15 protein-coding genes are annotated in these 16,837 nt (G+C 70.2%); 7 read left to right on the forward strand and 8 right to left on the reverse strand.

The features are described from left to right. Positions 1-6: 6 nt before the first annotated feature. Both ABZ937_RS16850 and iolC read right to left on the reverse strand, forming a co-directional pair. Complete coding sequence (locus ABZ937_RS16850) at positions 7-954, reverse strand: deoxyribose-phosphate aldolase (RefSeq protein ID WP_361692259.1); 948 nt, start codon at positions 952-954, stop codon at positions 7-9. Then, a complete protein-coding gene (gene iolC, locus ABZ937_RS16855) occupies positions 951-1,901 on the reverse strand; it encodes a 5-dehydro-2-deoxygluconokinase (RefSeq protein ID WP_361692262.1) in 951 nt (316 codons plus the stop codon). The genes ABZ937_RS16850 and iolC overlap by 4 nt, the downstream gene beginning before the upstream one ends. Positions 1,902-2,246: 345 nt before the next feature. Here iolC and ABZ937_RS16860 point away from each other — a divergent pair, with 345 nt between their 5' ends. Then, positions 2,247-2,447, forward strand: a complete 201-nt coding sequence (locus ABZ937_RS16860; protein ID WP_361692265.1) for a MerR family transcriptional regulator — start codon at positions 2,247-2,249, stop codon at positions 2,445-2,447. 84 nt (positions 2,448-2,531) lie between these two features. On the opposite strand, the gene ABZ937_RS16865 is transcribed toward ABZ937_RS16860, so the two are convergent. Together ABZ937_RS16865 and ABZ937_RS16870 are read right to left on the reverse strand one after the other, a co-directional pair. After that, positions 2,532-3,575 (reverse strand): zinc-dependent alcohol dehydrogenase family protein, encoded by a 1,044-nt coding sequence (locus tag ABZ937_RS16865; protein ID WP_361692268.1) that lies wholly within the window; start codon positions 3,573-3,575, stop codon positions 2,532-2,534. An 83-nt stretch (positions 3,576-3,658) separates the two neighbouring features. After that, positions 3,659-5,986 carry an MMPL family transporter gene (locus ABZ937_RS16870; protein ID WP_361692271.1) on the reverse strand — a complete coding sequence of 776 codons (2,328 nt, stop codon included), beginning with the start codon at positions 5,984-5,986 and terminating at the stop codon, positions 3,659-3,661. 174 nt (positions 5,987-6,160) lie between these two features. Here ABZ937_RS16870 and ABZ937_RS16875 point away from each other — a divergent pair, with 174 nt between their 5' ends. From ABZ937_RS16875 to ABZ937_RS16885, 3 genes are all read left to right on the forward strand, one after another. After that, positions 6,161-6,802 carry a TetR family transcriptional regulator gene (locus tag ABZ937_RS16875; RefSeq protein ID WP_361692274.1) on the forward strand — a complete coding sequence of 214 codons (642 nt, stop codon included), beginning with the start codon at positions 6,161-6,163 and terminating at the stop codon, positions 6,800-6,802. Positions 6,803-6,934: 132 nt separating this feature from the next. Next, on the forward strand, positions 6,935-7,174 hold the full coding sequence (locus ABZ937_RS16880) for a heavy-metal-associated domain-containing protein (RefSeq protein ID WP_361692277.1): 240 nt from the start codon (positions 6,935-6,937) through the stop codon (positions 7,172-7,174). 92 nt (positions 7,175-7,266) lie between these two features. After that, positions 7,267-9,555, forward strand: coding sequence for a heavy metal translocating P-type ATPase (locus ABZ937_RS16885; protein WP_361692280.1), 2,289 nt, complete (start codon positions 7,267-7,269; stop codon positions 9,553-9,555). Between the two features lie 584 nt (positions 9,556-10,139). Here ABZ937_RS16885 and ABZ937_RS16890 read toward each other — a convergent pair. The 4 genes from ABZ937_RS16890 to ABZ937_RS16905 all read right to left on the reverse strand — a co-directional run bounded on the left by ABZ937_RS16890 (position 10,140) and on the right by ABZ937_RS16905 (position 14,971). Next, complete coding sequence (locus ABZ937_RS16890; protein ID WP_361692283.1) at positions 10,140-11,429, reverse strand: citrate synthase; 1,290 nt, start codon at positions 11,427-11,429, stop codon at positions 10,140-10,142. A gap of 178 nt (positions 11,430-11,607) precedes the next feature. Beyond that, positions 11,608-13,890, reverse strand: a complete 2,283-nt coding sequence (locus ABZ937_RS16895) for an ATP-dependent RecD-like DNA helicase (protein WP_361692286.1) — start codon at positions 13,888-13,890, stop codon at positions 11,608-11,610. A gap of 33 nt (positions 13,891-13,923) precedes the next feature. After that, positions 13,924-14,112, reverse strand: coding sequence for a DUF397 domain-containing protein (locus ABZ937_RS16900; protein WP_361692289.1), 189 nt, complete (start codon positions 14,110-14,112; stop codon positions 13,924-13,926). Between the two features lie 7 nt (positions 14,113-14,119). Then, complete coding sequence (locus ABZ937_RS16905) at positions 14,120-14,971, reverse strand: DUF5753 domain-containing protein (protein ID WP_361692292.1); 852 nt, start codon at positions 14,969-14,971, stop codon at positions 14,120-14,122. 176 nt (positions 14,972-15,147) lie between these two features. Here ABZ937_RS16905 and ABZ937_RS16910 point away from each other — a divergent pair, with 176 nt between their 5' ends. The 3 genes from ABZ937_RS16910 to ABZ937_RS16920 are packed head-to-tail and all read left to right on the forward strand — an operon-like array spanning position 15,148 to position 16,738. Beyond that, positions 15,148-15,570: an ATP-binding protein gene (locus tag ABZ937_RS16910; RefSeq protein ID WP_361692296.1), complete on the forward strand. Its 423-nt coding sequence runs from the start codon at positions 15,148-15,150 to the stop codon at positions 15,568-15,570. Next, a complete protein-coding gene (locus tag ABZ937_RS16915; protein WP_361692299.1) occupies positions 15,551-16,459 on the forward strand; it encodes a hypothetical protein in 909 nt (302 codons plus the stop codon). Before ABZ937_RS16910 ends, ABZ937_RS16915 begins: the two co-directional genes overlap by 20 nt. Before the next feature lie 36 nt (positions 16,460-16,495). Then, on the forward strand, positions 16,496-16,738 hold the full coding sequence (locus ABZ937_RS16920) for a hypothetical protein (protein ID WP_361692302.1): 243 nt from the start codon (positions 16,496-16,498) through the stop codon (positions 16,736-16,738). The last annotated feature ends 99 nt before the right edge of the window (positions 16,739-16,837 follow it).

Consider the following 16,837-nt stretch of genomic DNA (forward strand, 5'->3'; position numbering starts at 1 on the left):
CGGCCCTCACAGCAGTCCTACGGCGGTGTCCACGGCGGCGGCCACATCGCCGTCCGCCGGGTACAGCAGCGAGCGGCCGACCACCAGGCCGCGCACGGTGGGCAGTTGCAGCGCGCCGCGCCACTTCTCGTAGGCGGCGACCTGGTCCTCGGGCGAGTCGCCGATGTCCCCGCCGAGGAGCACGGCGGGCAGCGTGGAGGTCTCCATGACCCGGGCCATGTCGTCGGGGTTCTCGGTGACCGGCACCTTCAGCCAGGTGTAGGCCGAGGAGCCGCCGAGTCCGGAGGCGATGGCGATGGACCGGGTGACCGCCTCGGCGGACAGGTCGTTCGCCAGCTTCCCCTCGGGGGTGCGGCGGCTGATGAAGGGCTCCACGAACACCGGCAGCCGGCGTGCGGCCATGGCGTCGATGGCGCGGGCCGTGGACTCCAGCGTGGTCAGCGAGCCCGGGTCGGCGTAGTCGACGCGCAGCAGCAGCTTGCCCGCGTCGAAGCCGAGCCGTTCGATGTCCTCGGGGCGGTGGCCGGTGAACCGGTCGTCCAGTTCGAAGCTCGCCCCCTGGAGGCCGCCGCGGTTCATCGAGCCCATGACGACCTTGTGGTCCAGGGCGCCGAGGAGCAGCAGGTCGTCCAGGATGTCGGCGGTGGCGAGGACGCCGTCCACGCCGGGCCGGGACAGCGCGAGGCAGAGGCGTTCGAGGAGGTCGGCGCGGTTGGCCATGGCGAGCTTGCGGTCGCCGACGCCGAGGGCGCCGCGGGCGGGGTGGTCGGCGGCGACGATCATCAGCCGGCCGTTCTCGTTCAGCAGCGGCCTGCGGGCCCTGCGGGTCGCCGCCTCGGCGATCGCCTCGGGGTGACGGGTGCGGATGCGGACGAGTTCGGCGACGTCGACGCGGGGCGTGCGGGTGCCCGAGCCGCCCTCGTGGTGCGTGCCCGCGACCCGGCCGGCCCTCACAGCACCGCTCCGGCGTCGAGCGCGGCGGCCACCTCGTCCGGGGTGGGCATGGCGGAGGAGCACTCCAGGCGGGAGGCGACGATGGCGCCGGCCGCGTTGGCGTGCCGCATGATCGTCTCCAGGTCCCAGCCGGCCAGCAGCCCGTGGCAGAGGGAGCCGCCGAAGGCGTCCCCGGCGCCGAGTCCGTTGAGGACGGTGACGGGCAACGGTGGGACCTCGGCGGACTCGCCGTCCCGGTGGACGGCGAGGACTCCCTTGGGTCCCTGCTTGACGACGGCCAGCTCGACCCCGGCGTCCAGCAGGGCGCGGGCTGCCGCATGCGGCTCGCGCACGCCGGTGGCGACCTCCACCTCGTCCAGGTTGCCCACGGCGACGGTGGTGTGGCGCAGCGCCTCGGCGTAGAAGGGGCGGGCCTCGTCCGGATGGCTCCAGAACATGGGCCGCCAGTCGAGATCGAAGACCGTCGTGCCCGCCTCGGCCCGGTGGGCGAGGGCCGCGAGGGTGGCCGTCCGGCTCGGCTCCTCGCTCAGGCCGGTGCCGGTGACCCAGAAGATCCGCGCCTGGCGGATGGCGTCGAGGTCCAGCTCGTGGGCGTCGATCTCCAGGTCGGGGGCCTTGGGGCGGCGGTAGAAGTAGAGCGGGAAGTCGTCCGGCGGGAAGACCTCGCAGAAGGTGACCGGGGTGGGCAGCCCGGGGACGGGGGTGACCCAGCGGTCGTCGACGCCGAAGCCTCGCAGCGCCTCGTGCAGGTAGGTGCCGAACGGGTCGTCGCCGGTGCGGGTGATCACGGCGGTGTGCCGGCCGAGCCGGGCCGCGGCGACCGCGACGTTGGTCGCCGATCCGCCGAGGAACTTGCCGAAGGACGACACCTGGGCGAGCGGGACACCGGTCTGCAGCGGGTAGAGGTCCACTCCGATCCGCCCCATGGTGATCAGGTCGTAGGCCATCGGCTTCCCTTCGTCATGGCTCTCCCCGGCTTTCTAGTCCCGCACGCCGAGCCCTGTCAATGTTTTGTCCAGACATTCGGACCATCCGTGGGTACTGCTGCCTGAGGGGTTGCCGTCGCCCCCCGTTGCATGGTTGCCCTTTGTGGCTGCTGTGTCACAAAGGCCCCCTTCCTGTCACACATGTCGCGTGTACACGGGTTCTCGGTCACATCCGGTCGACGGACGGCTCCCGCTGGTCACTCTGCGTCGTTGAGGGGGCACAGGCTTGGTGATCGCCAGCGCAGCGCCCGGCCCCCCGGCGGCCCTTCCCGGTCGCAGCCGCGGTGTGCGCAGGGAGGTGCACTCATGACCGACCGAAGGCTCTGGTCCTACAAAGAGATCGCGGCGCACATCAAGGTACAGCCCGACACCGTACGGTCCTATCGCAAGCACGGGCTGCTGCCCCCGCCCGACCACGTCGAGGGCGGCAAGCCCTACTGGTACGCCGCCACCGTCCACGCCTGGGTCGCCTCCCGCCCCGGCAACCGCACCCGAAGAGACGACTGACCCCGTTGCCCTCTCCTCCGGCGTCCCTGCCGTGCCCCGCCCGCTTCCCGCTCTCCGCGGCGGGGCACCGGCTGCGCCGGGCCGTCAGCTCCAGGGCTCGATGACCGTGACCCCCGCCCCCGGCGCCGTGCCCATCGCCGCGAGTGCCGCCGGGGCCGCGTCGAGCGTGATCGTCCGGGTGACCAGGAGGCCGGGGCGCAGCACGCCGGAGCGGACCAGCTCCAGCATGCCGGGGTAGGCGTGGGCGGCCATGCCGTGGCTGCCGAGCAGTTCCAGCTCCAGGGCGACCGCACGGGCCAGCGGGACCGGGGTGGTGCCGTCGGCCGAGGGCAGCAGGCCGACCTGGACATGTCGGCCGCGGCGGCGCAGACCGTTCACGGACGCCGCGCAGGTGACGGGCGAGCCGAGGGCGTCGAGCGAGAGATGGGCGCCGCCGCCGGTCAGCTCGCGGACGGCGGCGGCCGGGTCGGACACGCCGGTGGCGTCGAGGCACTCGACGGCACCGAACTTCCGCGCCAGCTCCAGGGCCCTGGCGGACACGTCGACCGCGACCACCCGGGCCCCCGAGGCCGCCGCGATCATCACCGCCGACAGGCCGACCCCGCCGCAGCCGTGCACCACGACCCACTCCCCGGCCGCCACCCGGCCCTGCTGCACCACGGCCCGGAACGCGGTGGCGAAGCGGCAGCCGAGGGCGGCGGCGGTGGTGTACGTCATGTCGTCCGGGAGCGCGACGAGATTGACGTCGGCGTGGTCGAGCGCGACGTACTCGGCGAAGGAGCCCCAGTGGTGGAAGCCGGGCTGGGTCTGCCGCTCGCACACCTGCTGGTCGCCGGCCGCGCAGGACGGGCAGCTGCCGCACGCGCAGACGAACGGCACGGTGACCCGGTCGCCGGGCCGCCAGCCGGTCACCCGCGCGCCCACCGCCTCGACCACACCGGCGAGTTCATGACCCGGCACGTGCGGCAGCGTGATGTCCGGGTCGTGCCCCATCCAGCCGTGCCAGTCGCTGCGGCAGAGGCCGGTGGCCTCGACGCGGACGACCACGCCGTGCTCCGCGGGCTCCGGGTCGGGTATCTCCCGTACGTCGGCGGGGGCGCCGTATCGCTCGAAGACCATGGCTCGCATGCGCGCTCCTTTCGGGAACCTGCGCGCAGGCTAGACGCTCCGGGGCGGGCGCTATCCGTCCAGTGCCGGTTCGTCGTGGCCGGTCACACCGCTCCCCGCGCCTTCTCAGCGCCGTTCTCCGCGCCGCTTCGGGGTGCTTCCTGCTCGCCCTCGCTCAGGCCGAACCGTCGGTGGAAGCGCCGCAGGGGAGCCGGGGCCCACCAAGTGGCCCGGCCGGTGAGGCGCATGATCGCCGGTACCAGCAGGCTCCGGACCACCATCGCGTCCATCAGCACCGCAAGCGCGATGCCCAGGCCCAGCATCTTGGTGTTGGTGACCCGTGACGTGCCGATCGCCACCATCACCACCGCCAGGATGACCGCCGCCGCCGTGATCAGCCCGCCCGTGCGCTGCAGGCCGAGCCGGACCGCTCGCTCGTGGTCGCCCGTGCGGTCGTACTCCTCCTTGATGCGGGAGAGCAGGAACACGCCGTAGTCCATGGAGAGACCGAAGGCCGCGCAGAACATCAGGACGGGCAGGGTGGTCTCGATGGAGCCGGGGCTGGTGAAGCCGAGCGGGCCGGACAGGTGGCCGTCCTGGAAGACCCAGACGACCGCGCCGAACATCGCCGTCAGGCTGAGCGCGTTGAGTACCACGGCCTGGAGGGGTATCAGCACGCTCCCCGTGAGCAGGAAGACCAGCAGCAGCGTGACGGCGGCTATGAACACGGCCGCCCAGGGCAGGCGCTCGGCTATGGCGTGCTTGCTGTCGACGAGGACCGCGGCCATGCCGGTCACCTTGGTGTCGAAGGGGGCCCGCAGCGAGCGCAGGTCGCCGACCAGGCTCTGCGCGGGGCCGTCCACCGCCTCGCCCCTCGGCTGGACCGTGAAGTAGGCGGCGTCGCCCCTGACCAGGGGACCGTCGACGCGGGCCACCTCGGGCAGGGCGGCCACCCGCTGCTTGTAGGCGGCGTACTGGGCCTCGGTGACCCGGCCCTCGGCGAGGATCTCCAGGCCGCCGCCGGGGCTGCCGGGGAAGCCCTCGCGGACGTGCTGCTGCACCACGTGGGACTCGGCGCCGGAGGGCAGCTGCCGGTCGTCGGCCGTGCCGAACTTCACGCCCAGGAACGGCAGTCCGAGCAGCACCAGCAGGGCTGTGGTGCCGAGCGCGAACAGCGGGGCGCGGCGCATCACCAGGCCGGCCGTACGCGCCCAGGCCGTGCCCTCGGCCGGCTTCGGCTCACGGCCCCGGCGGACGAGACGGCGCAGGTCCAGGGAGTTGACCCGGTGGCCGAGCAGGACCAGCGCGGCCGGCAGCAGGATCAGGGCGGCCGCCGCCGCGAGGAGCACCACCGCGATACCGGCGTAGGCGAAGGACCGCAGGAAGTACTGCGGGAAGAGCATCATGGCGGCCAGGGAGACCGCGACGGTGAGGGCGGAGAAGAGCACCGTGCGGCCGGCTGTGCGCAGGGCCGTGCCCACGGCGGTCAGCGGGGCGGCGCCGGTGGACAGCTCCTCGCGGTAGCGCCGGACTATGAACAGGGCGTAGTCGATGGCGAGGCCGAGGCCGAGGGCCGTGGTGAGGTTGAGGGCGAAGACCGAGACGTCGGTGAAGGTCGTCAGGCCGCGCAGCACCGCGTTCGTCCCCAGGATGGCGACGATGCCGATGCCCAGCGGGAGCAGGGCGGCGACCGCGCTGCCGAAGACCATGACCAGCAGCACCAGGGTGATCGGCAGGGCGATCATCTCGGCGCGGGTGAGGTCCTCCTTGATGATCGACTGCATCTCGTGCCGCACCGCGATGATGCCGCCGATCTTCACCTGGACCGGGCCGTGCGCGCCCCGGTAGTGCGGGGCCATGCGGTCCAGGGTGCGGCCCATCGCGCTCTCGTCACCGGTGAGACGGGCGGCGATCAAAGCCTCGTGACCGTCCTTGGCGCGCAGGGCGGGCGACTTGCTCTGCCAGTAGGAGCCGACGCCGGTCACGCCCTTCTCCCCCGCCAGCCGCGCGGCCAGGGCGCGGGCCTCGGCGGCCACCGCCGGGTCGTCGACCGAGGCGCGGCCCGCGTCGACCAGGAGCAGCAGGTTCGGCTGCGAATCGGGGAACTCGCGCTCCAGCGCCTTGGTCGCGTACGTCGACTCGGCGGCCGGGTCCTCCCAGCCGCCGCTGCCGAGACGGTCCGCGACCCCGCTGCCGGCCAGCACGGCGAGCGCGGTGAGCACCAGGGCCACCAGGAGGGACAGCCGCGGGCGTGCGGTCACGAACCGGGTCCAGCGACCGATCCGGGGCGGCGCCTGCCGCGTCTCCTCGGCCGCGCGCCCCTTACCCGAGCGCCCTTCTCGGGAGCGCGCCTCCCCGGCACGCCCTTCCCCCGTGCCCTCGGCCTCCGCACGCTGCTCCCCCGAGCGCGAGGGTGTGTCGATTTCGGCCATCGTGCGGTGTCCCCTTCACCCTGTTCACCCTGACCAGCACGGCCGCGCGCAAGCACGGCAGCATGGATGAGCCATTGCCATAGACTGACAAACACGAGAGATCGCTCGCGTTTCACCAGAATGCGAGCGACCACTCGCGTTTGTCAATCGCGTTCTGAGAGCTGGGGATAACGCGTGCCCGACACCACGGAGAAGGAGCAGCAGCCGCGCCGGCGCCAGGCCCGCGGCGAACGCCGTATCGCACAGCTGCTCACAGCCGCCGCCCAGGTCTTCTGCACCACCGGCTACACCGCCGCCAGCACCAACGCCATCGCCCGCGAGGCCGGCGTCTCGCCCGGCACGCTCTACCAGTTCTTCCCGAACAAGGAAGCGATCGCGATCGAGCTGGCTGACCGGCTGATGCACGAGATGCGGGAGGCGTACGGCGAGGCGCTGGCCCCCGTCGACCCCGCCACCTCACTGGAGGAGGCCATCGGCTCGGCCGTCGACCGGTTCATGGCCTTCAACACCGACCACCCGGTCTTCTTCGCGCTCATGCACGGCCCCGACATCCCGGGCCGGATGGCCGAGGCGCACGACCAGCTGCACACGACCGTGACCGGCCGGATCGAGGCGCTGCTCGGCTCGCTCATGCCCGACGCCGCACCGGCCGACGTCACCCGCACGGCCCACGTCTGCCTCGGCATCTACAAGGCCGGCCTGGAGCTGGTCCTCGCCCACGAGGGAGCCGAGCGCGCGGCGTACGTCCAGGAGACCAAGGACGTCCTGATCCGCTATCTGGAGCCCTTGGTGGGCGACCGGCTCGGCCGCACGTGACACGGATCCGCCACACCGCCCGGAGATGGAGGTCCCTAGTTCGGGTGAATACCCCCTAGGGGTACAGTGGACGAAGCGTGGGACCTCTTCGGGTTCCCACCGGCCCCACACGCCTCGACGAGGAGTAACGACATGACCGCCCAGACCGACACTCCCGGCTCCGTCACCACCGTCTACCAGGTGACCGGCATGAGCTGTGGCCACTGCGAGGGCTCCGTCTCCGGTGAGATCTCCCAGATCCCGGGCGTCAGCTCGGTGAAGGCCGTCGCGTCGACCGGCGAGGTGACCGTCGTGTCCGAGGCCCCGCTGGACGACGAGGCCGTGCGCGCCGCCGTGGACGAGGCCGGCTTCGAGCTGGCCGGCAAGGCCTGAGCAGGAAAAGCCCCACCCCCTTCCCCGACCGGGCCGTGCCGACCAGCTGATACTGGCTCCGTACGGCCCGGTCCGATGTCTGGAGTCCGGACATGACCAGCACCACCGACGAGACAGCGGCCCCCACGGCGGGCACCGCCGAGGTCGAGCTGCTCATCGGCGGGATGACCTGCGCCTCCTGCGCCGCCCGGGTGGAGAAGAAGCTCAACCGGATGGCCGGCGTGCGCGCCACCGTCAACTTCGCCACCGAGAAGGCCAAGGTCGCCTACGCCGACGGCGTCCGGGTCGCCGACCTGATCGCCACCGTGGAGAAGACCGGCTACACCGCCGAGGAGCCCGCCCCGCCGGAGCCCGCGCTCGAGGCCGAGCCGGAGGCACCCGAACGCGACGAGGAACTCGGCTCCCTCCGGCACCGCCTCCTCCTCTCCGCGCTGCTCGCCGCCCCCGTGGTCCTGCTCGCGATGGTCCCCGCGCTCCAGTTCGACAACTGGCAGTGGCTCTCGCTCACCCTCGCCGCGCCGGTCGCCGTCTGGGGCGGCGCCCCCTTCCACCGCGCCGCCTGGACCAACCTCCGGCACGGCGCCGCCACCATGGACACCCTGGTCTCGGTCGGCACGCTGGCCGCGTTCGGCTGGTCGCTGTGGGCACTGTTCTTCGGCGACGCGGGCATGCCCGGCATGCACGACGAGTTCCGCCTCACCGTCTCCCGCATGGACGGCGCCTCCACCATCTACCTGGAGGTCGCCGCCGGGGTCGTCGCGCTGATCCTGCTCGGCCGCTATCTGGAGGCCCGCTCCAAGCGCCGCGCCGGCGCCGCCCTGAGGGCCCTGATGGAGCTGGGCGCCAAGGACGTGGCGGTACTGCGCGACGGCCGTGAGGTGCGGATTCCGGTCGCGGATCTGGCGGTCGGCGACCGGTTCGTCGTACGGCCCGGCGAGAAGATCGCCACCGACGGCACGGTCGTGGAGGGCGTCTCCGCGGTGGACGCGTCCATGCTGACCGGCGAGTCGGTGCCGGTGGACGTCGCGCCCGGCGACCGGGTCACCGGCGCCACGGTCAACGCGGGCGGCCGGCTGGTGGTGGAGGCCGCCCGGGTCGGCGCGGACACCCAGCTCGCCCGGATGGCGAGGCTGGTGGAGGACGCGCAGAACGGCAAGGCCGAGGTGCAGCGGCTCGCCGACCGGGTCTCCGCCGTCTTCGTGCCCGTCGTCATCCTCATCGCACTCGGCACCTTCGGTGCCTGGCTGGCCGCCACCGGGGACACGGTCGCCGCGTTCACGGCCGCCGTCGCCGTGCTGATCATCGCCTGCCCCTGCGCGCTGGGCCTCGCCACGCCGACCGCGCTGATGGTCGGCACCGGGCGCGGCGCCCAGCTCGGCATCCTGATCAAGGGCCCCGAGGTGCTGGAGTCCACGCGGCGCGTGGACACGGTCGTCCTGGACAAGACCGGCACGGTCACCACCGGCCGGATGAGCCTCCAGGCGGTCTACGTCACCGACGGCGAGGACGAGAAGGAGCTGCTGCGGCTCGCGGGCGCCCTGGAGCACGCCTCCGAGCACCCGGTGGCCCGCGCCATCGCCGCGGGCGCCGAGACGGGGGTCCCCCCGCACGAGCGAAGCGGAGCGTGGGGGAGGGCCGGAGCACTGCCGCCGGTCGAGCACTTCGAGAACGTGCCCGGACGGGGCGTACGCGGACGCGTGGACGGCCGCGAGGTGGCCGTGGGGCGCCTGTACGACGAGCTGCCGCAGGACTTGGCCCGCGCGGCCCGCGAGGCCGAGCAGCAGGGCCGTACGGCCGTCGTGGCCGGCTGGGACGGGCGGGCCCGCGGGGTCCTCGCCGTCGCCGACGCCGTCAAGGAGACCAGCGCCGAGGCGGTCCGCGAGCTGCGCGCGCTGGGACTCACGCCGATGCTGCTCACCGGGGACAACCGCACGGTCGCCGAGGCGGTCGCGAAGTCCGTCGGCATCGACGCCTCGAACGTGTTCGCCGAGGTGCTGCCCGAGGACAAGGTGGACGTCGTACGACGGCTGCGCCGCGAGGGGCGGACCGTGGCGATGGTCGGCGACGGGGTGAACGACGCCGCCGCGCTCGCCACCGCCGACCTGGGCCTGGCCATGGGCACCGGCACCGACGCGGCGATCGAGGCCGGTGACCTGACGCTGGTGCGCGGAGACCTGCGCGTGGCCGCGGACGCGATCCGGCTGTCCCGCAGGACGCTCGCCACCATCAAGGGCAACCTGGTGTGGGCCTTCGGCTACAACGTCGCCGCGCTGCCGCTGGCCGCCGCCGGGCTGCTCAACCCGATGATCGCGGGGGCCGCGATGGCCTTCTCCTCGGTGTTCGTGGTGACCAACAGCCTGCGGCTGCGGACCTTCCGGTGAATCCGGTGGCAAACACCTGGACCGATGTCCCGGTCCCCCTGGAGTCCGGCGCGAGCCTCACATAAGCTCTTCACAAGGCTCGCGCATCTTCCTTACGCTTGAGCCTCGATTGCCGTATCGGGGCTCTTGCGCACCTAAAGGACATATGCAAGAGACGCAGATCACAGTGATGCGAACGTAACCATCGAAGGGGTTCGAAGGTCTAAGTTGGCGATGTCAGACCAGCGTCTTGGGGGGCGCTGACTGGCATCTGGGGATGTCTTGGGGGACTTCCTCAGAGATGCGTTGCCGGGGCACGTACACCGGGGAGCTTTGAGCGGCCCTCCCAGCGTGCGTTGTCCCGGCAGATCGCACCGCATCACTGGAGTACGGCGAGTTTTGCTCGTTGTGCTCAAGACAGCGATTTCAGGCGCTGTCCTCTCCGAGCGCCCGGCCGGATCCCGTGGGGGGAATCCGCACCGGGACATGGGAAGGCGCCCTGGTCGTCGGCCCGTGGGGGGACCGACGTCTCAGGGCGCCTTCCGCTTGTCTTGTCACCGCTGCTTCGGGGCCCACCCGTCGGGCAGGCCCCTCACCGGCAGGTGTCAGCGCTCCTCGACCGGAACGAAGTCGCGCTCGACGACACCCGTGTAGATCTGGCGCGGGCGGCCGATACGGGAGCCCGGCTCCTTGATCATCTCGGTCCACTGGGCGATCCAGCCCGGCAGGCGGCCGAGGGCGAACAGGACCGTGAACATCTCGGTCGGGAAGCCCATGGCCCGGTAGATCAGACCGGTGTAGAAGTCGACGTTCGGGTAGAGGTTGCGCGAGACGAAGTAGTCGTCGGAGAGCGCGTGCTCCTCGAGCTTCAGCGCGATGTCCAGCAGCTCGTCGGACTTGCCGAGCGCGGAGAGGACGTCGTGCGCGGCGGCCTTGATGATCTTGGCGCGCGGGTCGAAGCTCTTGTAGACCCGGTGGCCGAAGCCCATCAGGCGGACGCCGTCCTCCTTGTTCTTCACCTTGCGGATGAAGGAGTCGACGTCGCCGCCGTTGGCCTGGATGCCCTCCAGCATCTCCAGCACGGACTGGTTGGCGCCGCCGTGCAGCGGGCCCCACAGGGCGGAGATGCCGGCGGAGATCGACGCGAACATGTTCGCCTGCGACGAGCCGACCAGGCGGACCGTCGACGTCGAACAGTTCTGCTCGTGGTCGGCGTGCAGGATCAGCAGCTTGTCCAGCGCGGAGACCACGACCGGGTCCAGCTCGAACTCCTGCGCCGGCACCGAGAAGGTCATGCGCAGGAAGTTCTCGACGTAGCCGAGGTCGTTGCGCGGGTAGACGAACGGGTGACCGATCGACTTCTTGTACGCGTACGCCGCGATCGTCGGAAGCTTGGCGAGCAGGCGGATCGTGGAGAGGTCGCGCTGGCGCTCGTCGAACGGGTTGTGGCTGTCCTGGTAGAAGGTGGACAGCGCCGAGACGACCGACGACAGCATGGCCATCGGGTGGGCGTCGCGCGGGAAGCCCTTGTAGAAGTTCTTGACGTCCTCGTGCAGCAGCGTGTGCCGCGTGATGTCGTCCTTGAACGTCGTCAGCTCGTCGACGGTGGGCAGCTCGCCGTTGATCAGCAGGTACGCCACCTCAAGGAAGGTGGAGCGCTCGGCCAGCTGCTCGATGGGGTAGCCGCGGTAGCGGAGGATGCCCGCCTCGCCGTCGAGGTAGGTGATCGCGGATTTATAGGCGGCCGTGTTGCCGTAACCGCTGTCCAGCGTCACCAGACCGGTCTGGGCGCGGAGCTTCCCGATGTCGAAGCCCTTGTCGCCGACGGTGCTGTCGACCACCGGGTAGGTGTACTCGCCGTCGCCGTACCGCAGTACTACAGAGTTGTCGCTCACGTCTTCCCTCACCGACGTAGTGCCTCATCTTCGAGGTGCCCTGACTGTCTCTACCATCCCCCATTTGGCTCAGGAGAGTGCACTCGGGGTCGACCATTGGGCCTATCGGCGGCACTCAGTGCCGTCAACCTGCTCATCCTGCCCCCTCCGAGGGGCAACGGGAAGTGCTCTGTGACCTTCATGACTCATTTGATCGATCATTTTTCGCGCCGAGTCTGAAGTCGAGGGCCGTGCAGCGCCGTCCGGCCGACACCGTGCGCACCGCCTGCCCGATCGCCTTGCGTGAACCGACGAGGACGACCAGCTGTCGGGCCCGGGTGACCGCTGTGTACAGCAGGTTCCGCTGGAGCATCATCCATGCTCCGGTGGTGACGGGGATCACCACGGCGGGATATTCACTTCCCTGCGAGCGGTGAATGGTCACCGCGTACGCGTGAGCCAGTTCGTCCAGTTCGTCGAATTCGTACGGAACCTCCTCATCCTCGTCCGTCAGCACCGTCAGGCGCTGGTCGACCGGATCGAGCGAGGTGACGACGCCCACGGTGCCGTTGAAGACACCGTTCTTCCCTTTCTCGTAATTGTTACGAATCTGGGTGACCTTGTCGCCGACCCGGAAGACCCGGCCACCGAACCGCTTCTCCGGCACATCGGGCCGCCCGGGCGTGATGACCTGCTGGAGCAGCCCGTTGAGCGCGCCGGCACCGGCCGGACCCCGGTGCATGGGGGCCAGAACCTGGATGTCACGGCGCGGGTCGAGTCCGAACTTGGCCGGAATTCGCCGCGCGGCCACATCGACGGTGAGCCGGCCGGCGGCCTCCGTGTCGTCCTCGACGAACAGGAAGAAGTCCTTCATCCCGTCGGTGAGCGGATGCTGCCCCGCGTTGATCCGGTGCGCGTTGGTGACGACACCGGACTGCTGCGCCTGCCGGAAGACCCGGGTGAGCCGGACCGCCGGAAGGGGACTCCCGTCGGCGAGGAGATCACGGAGAACCTCCCCCGCCCCGACACTGGGCAGCTGGTCGACGTCCCCGACGAACAGCAGATGAGCCCCCGGAGGTACGGCCTTCACCAGCTTGTTGGCGAGCAGCAGGTCGAGCATGGACGCCTCGTCGACGACCACGAGGTCGGCGTCGAGCGGCCGGTCCCGGTCGTACGCCGCGTCCCCGCCCGGTTTCAGCTCCAGCAGCCGGTGCACCGTGGACGCCTCGGCGCCGGTCAGCTCGGACAGCCGCTTGGCGGCCCGCCCGGTCGGGGCGGCGAGCAGCACCTTGGCGCGCCGGGCCCGGGCCAGCTCCACGATCGAGCGGACGGTGAACGACTTTCCGCAGCCGGGACCGCCGGTGAGGACGGCGACCTTCTCGGTGAGCGCGAGCTTGACGGCGGCCTCCTGCTCGGGGGCGAGGTCGACACCGGTACGGGATTTCAGCCAGCCGAGCGCCTTGCTCCAGTCGACGTCCCGGAAGGCCGGCATCCGGTCCTCGCCGGTCCGCAGGAGGCGCAGGAGCTGGGCGGAGAGGGACAGTTCGGCGCGGTGGAAGGGGACGAGGTAGACACCGCTGACGTATTCCTCGCCGCCGCCGTCGGGTCCGGGCACCTTCTCCCGTACGACGCCGGGTTCCTCGCCCTCCTCCTCCGGCTCGGCCAGCTCGGCGAGACACTCGATGACCAGCCCGGTGTCCACCTGGAGAAGCTTGACGGCATCCGCGATCAGCCGCTCCTCCGGCAGGAAGCAGTGCCCCTGGTCGGCGGACTGCGACAGCGCGTACTGCAGGCCGGCCTTCACACGCTCGGGACTGTCGTGAGGGATGCCGACGGACTGGGCGATCTTGTCAGCCGTGAGGAAGCCGATACCCCAGACATCGGCGGCGAGCCGGTACGGGTTCTCTTTCACCACGGAGATGGAGGCATCCCCGTACTTCTTGTAGATCCGCACGGCGATCGACGTCGACACCTCGACGGTCTGCAGGAAGAGCATGACCTCCTTGATCGCCTTCTGCTCCTCCCAGGCGTCGGCGATCTTCTTCGTCCGCTTGGGTCCGAGGCCGGGGACCTCGATGAGCCGCTTCGGCTCCTCCTCGATGACCCGCAGGGTGTCCAGCCCGAAGTGCTGCGTGATCCGGTCGGCGAAGACCGGCCCGATCCCCTTGACCAGCCCGGAGCCCAGATAGCGCCGGATGCCCTGGACGGTGGCCGGCAGGAGTGTCGTGTAGTTCTCGACGTGGAACTGCTTGCCGTACTGGGGATGGGACCCCCAGCGGCCCTCCATGCGCAGGGACTCCCCCACCTGGGCACCGAGCAGCGCGCCGACCACGGTGAGGAGATCTCCGGCGCCTCTGCCGGTGTCGACCCGGGCGACCGTGTAGCCGTTCTCCTCGTTGGCGTACGTGATCCGCTCCAGCACACCTTCGAGCACGGCGAGCCGCCGCTCGCCGCTCGTGGGATTCCCCGCCTGTTGAGCCATGATCCGACGGTACAGGCGGGGTGTGACAGTGGGTTACGGCTTCTTCTTCAGGGCTTCGAGGAAGGCGGTGAAGGCGGGGGTGGGGAAGGTGAGGGGGGCCTGGGCGGGGGCCTTGGAGTCGCGGATGGCTGTGCGGGTGGGGGACGTGGCGATCTCCACGCAGTCGTCGCCGTCACCGCCGGCGGAGTAGGAGGACTTTCGCCAGTTGTCCGGGCTGGTCATGGGTGCCTCACAGCTCTTTCGTCAGCCTCTGGATGAGGTCGCGTGACCGTTCGGGTCCGAGTGCCATGGCTCTCACCTTCTGGTAACGGGCTCGGTACGTAGCAAGCTGATCTTCTGCGTCGACGTAGATCGCACCGGTGGGGGCATCGCGGATCACGGTGTCCAGTTTCGTCACCTGGCCGCCCAGGTAGGCCATTGTGCTGGCGCCCCACGAGAAGCTTTCCAGGTCGAAGGGAACGACCCGTACGGTGATGTGATCCGCTTCGGAGAGTTCCAGGATGTGGGCGAGCTGGGCCCGTGCTGCGGCCCGCGTGCCAACCATGATCCGTAGCGCTGCCTCGTGGATCACCGCATCGAAGGGGACAGGCGACGGACCTTCGAGAATCACACGGCGTGCCATGCGGTGACGTACACGCAACTCCAGTTCTTCTTGGTTGAGTTCAGGGATTCTGGTGGCGTATACCGCACGAGCGTAGTCCTCGGTCTGCAGCAGACCGGGCACGAGCAGGATGCCCACGTTGTACTGAAACCGAGAGTGGTGATCCAGCTCGGCCAGATCCAGGAAGGGCGCGGGCAGCAGCCCTCGGTACTCCTCCCACCAGCCACGCGTACGATCTGTCGCCATCGCAACCAGGGCGTCGATGAACTCCTCGTCCGTGCAGGAGTAGTGGGCCGCGAGCCGACGCAGCCGTTGCTCGCTCACGCCCGCGATGCCGGATTCGATCTGACTGATGACCGGATGAGTCACCCCGAGCAGGGCTGCCGCTTCCCGTGCTGCGAGGCCTGCCGCGTCGCGGAGCCGGCGCAGCTCGACCGCCAGGCGCATCTGCCGCGCCGTTGGTTCGCGCCTCAGGACCATCGATCGCTCCTTATTTCAACACGCGCGCAGGCGCGACCCGTTCGGGGTCAGATTACGGGATCGGCTTGCTGCGGCTAACAAGTAAGCCATACCGTCGGTGATGAGACGCACACGCAGTGGAAGCGTTCTGTTTTGCCCTGCGCGCGAGATCCCCACCACCGAATCGGAGCTGACGTATGCCCGAGACCTGGGACTACACCCTCTACATCCCCAACGACCTCAGAGCGGTGACCGTCTGCCGCCGCACCCTGCGCACGATCCTGACGCTGCACGACCTGACCGCCCTCGCGGACACGGCGGAACTCCTGGCAACGGAGCTGGTGTCGAACGCGGTACGGCACACCAAGGGGCCGGCCGCGCTGAGGGTGCGCCGGTCGCCGGAGGGTCTGGTGTGGATCGGGGCGTGGGACACGGACCCGGCGCCGCCCGAGCCGCCGGTGCCGTTGGAGCAGGCCCTGGAGCTGGAGGAGGGGCGGGGCCTGGGGCTGGTGGTGGCGTGCGCGGAGTACTGGGGGTGGCAGCCGTCGGCTCGGTTCGGGGACCGGGGGAAGTACGTGTGGTGCGAGTTGGAGGCGCGTGATGGTCGGCTCGTCGCATGAGGCGTTGCACCGGATCTTCCAGAAGGATCCGGCGCTGCTGACGAAGGCGTTACAGCGGGTGCTGCACGTGCCGTTCCCGGAACCGAGGGAGATCGTCGCGCTGAACGTGGACCTCACCGAGATCGAACCGGTCGAGCGGCGCGTGGACACGTTGTTGCGGGCGGAGACGGACGAGGGCACGTACCTGTTGGTCGTGGAGTCGCAGGGGAAGGTGGACGACCGCAAGCGGGGCAGCTGGCCGTACTACCTGTCGTACCTGTACGAGAAGTACCGGTGCGAGCCGGTGCTGATCGTCATCACGCAGAGCAGGACTACCGCGAAGTGGGCCTCGCGGCCGATCCGGTTCGGCTTTTCGGGGTGGGACTCGCTGACGGTACGTCCGCTGGTGCTCGGGCCGGACAACGTCCCGGTGATCGAGGACGAGCGGCAGGCCAAGCAGGACGTCACCCTTGCGGTGCTCTCGGCCATGACACACGGACGTGGCCCGCAGGCTCCGGCCATACTGGAGGCCCTGGCATCCGCCCTGCGGACCATCGATTCCGACAGTGCCGCGGTCTTCGTGCAGTTCGTCGACTCATGCCTGGCCGACCCCCAGGCGAAGCAGATGTGGAGGGACCTGATGACGGCGATCCAGTACTTCTGGCGACACCCGCTGGCCGAGCAGGTACGCGAGGAAGGCCGAGAACAGGGCCGGGAAGAAGGCCGGGAAGAGGGCCGGGCGCAGGCCAAGGCCGAGATGGTTCTCCAGATCCTCGAATGGCGCGGTCTCTCGATGTCCGACGCCGACCGCGAGCGAGTCCAGAGCTGCACGGACCTCGGCCAGGTGGAGCTCTGGGCACAGCGAGCCGTTCACGCCACGGATGCGGCGGAGCTGTTCACCAAGGAGTGAGCAATCGGCCGTTAGTTCGAGACGCGGAGGGAGTTGATGGTGACGAGCCAGCACTTCGATCGAGACTCGTTGTTCGAACAGGCACGTGCAGAAGGAAGAAAGCAGGGGCTCATCCAGGGTCGCCAAGAGATGATCGTCAGCATCCTGGAGTGGCGCGGCATCCCTGTGATTTACGGCGTACGCGAGCGAGTGAAGGCATGCTCGAACCTCGAGCTGCTGGAGCTCTGGGCCAAGCGAGCCCTACTCGCCCCCAATCCTGAGCTGTTCACCGTGGAGTGAACAAGTGACCGTTGGGCCGCTCGCTTCTCGGTGAGTGTCGTGCTTCCGCGGTCCGCGTCAAGGGCGCTGCGCGTCGCCTTCGGCGATGGCCCTGCGGGC

This window comes from Streptomyces sp. NPDC046727 (genome assembly GCF_040645635.1).
Taxonomy (GTDB): domain Bacteria; phylum Actinomycetota; class Actinomycetes; order Streptomycetales; family Streptomycetaceae; genus Streptomyces.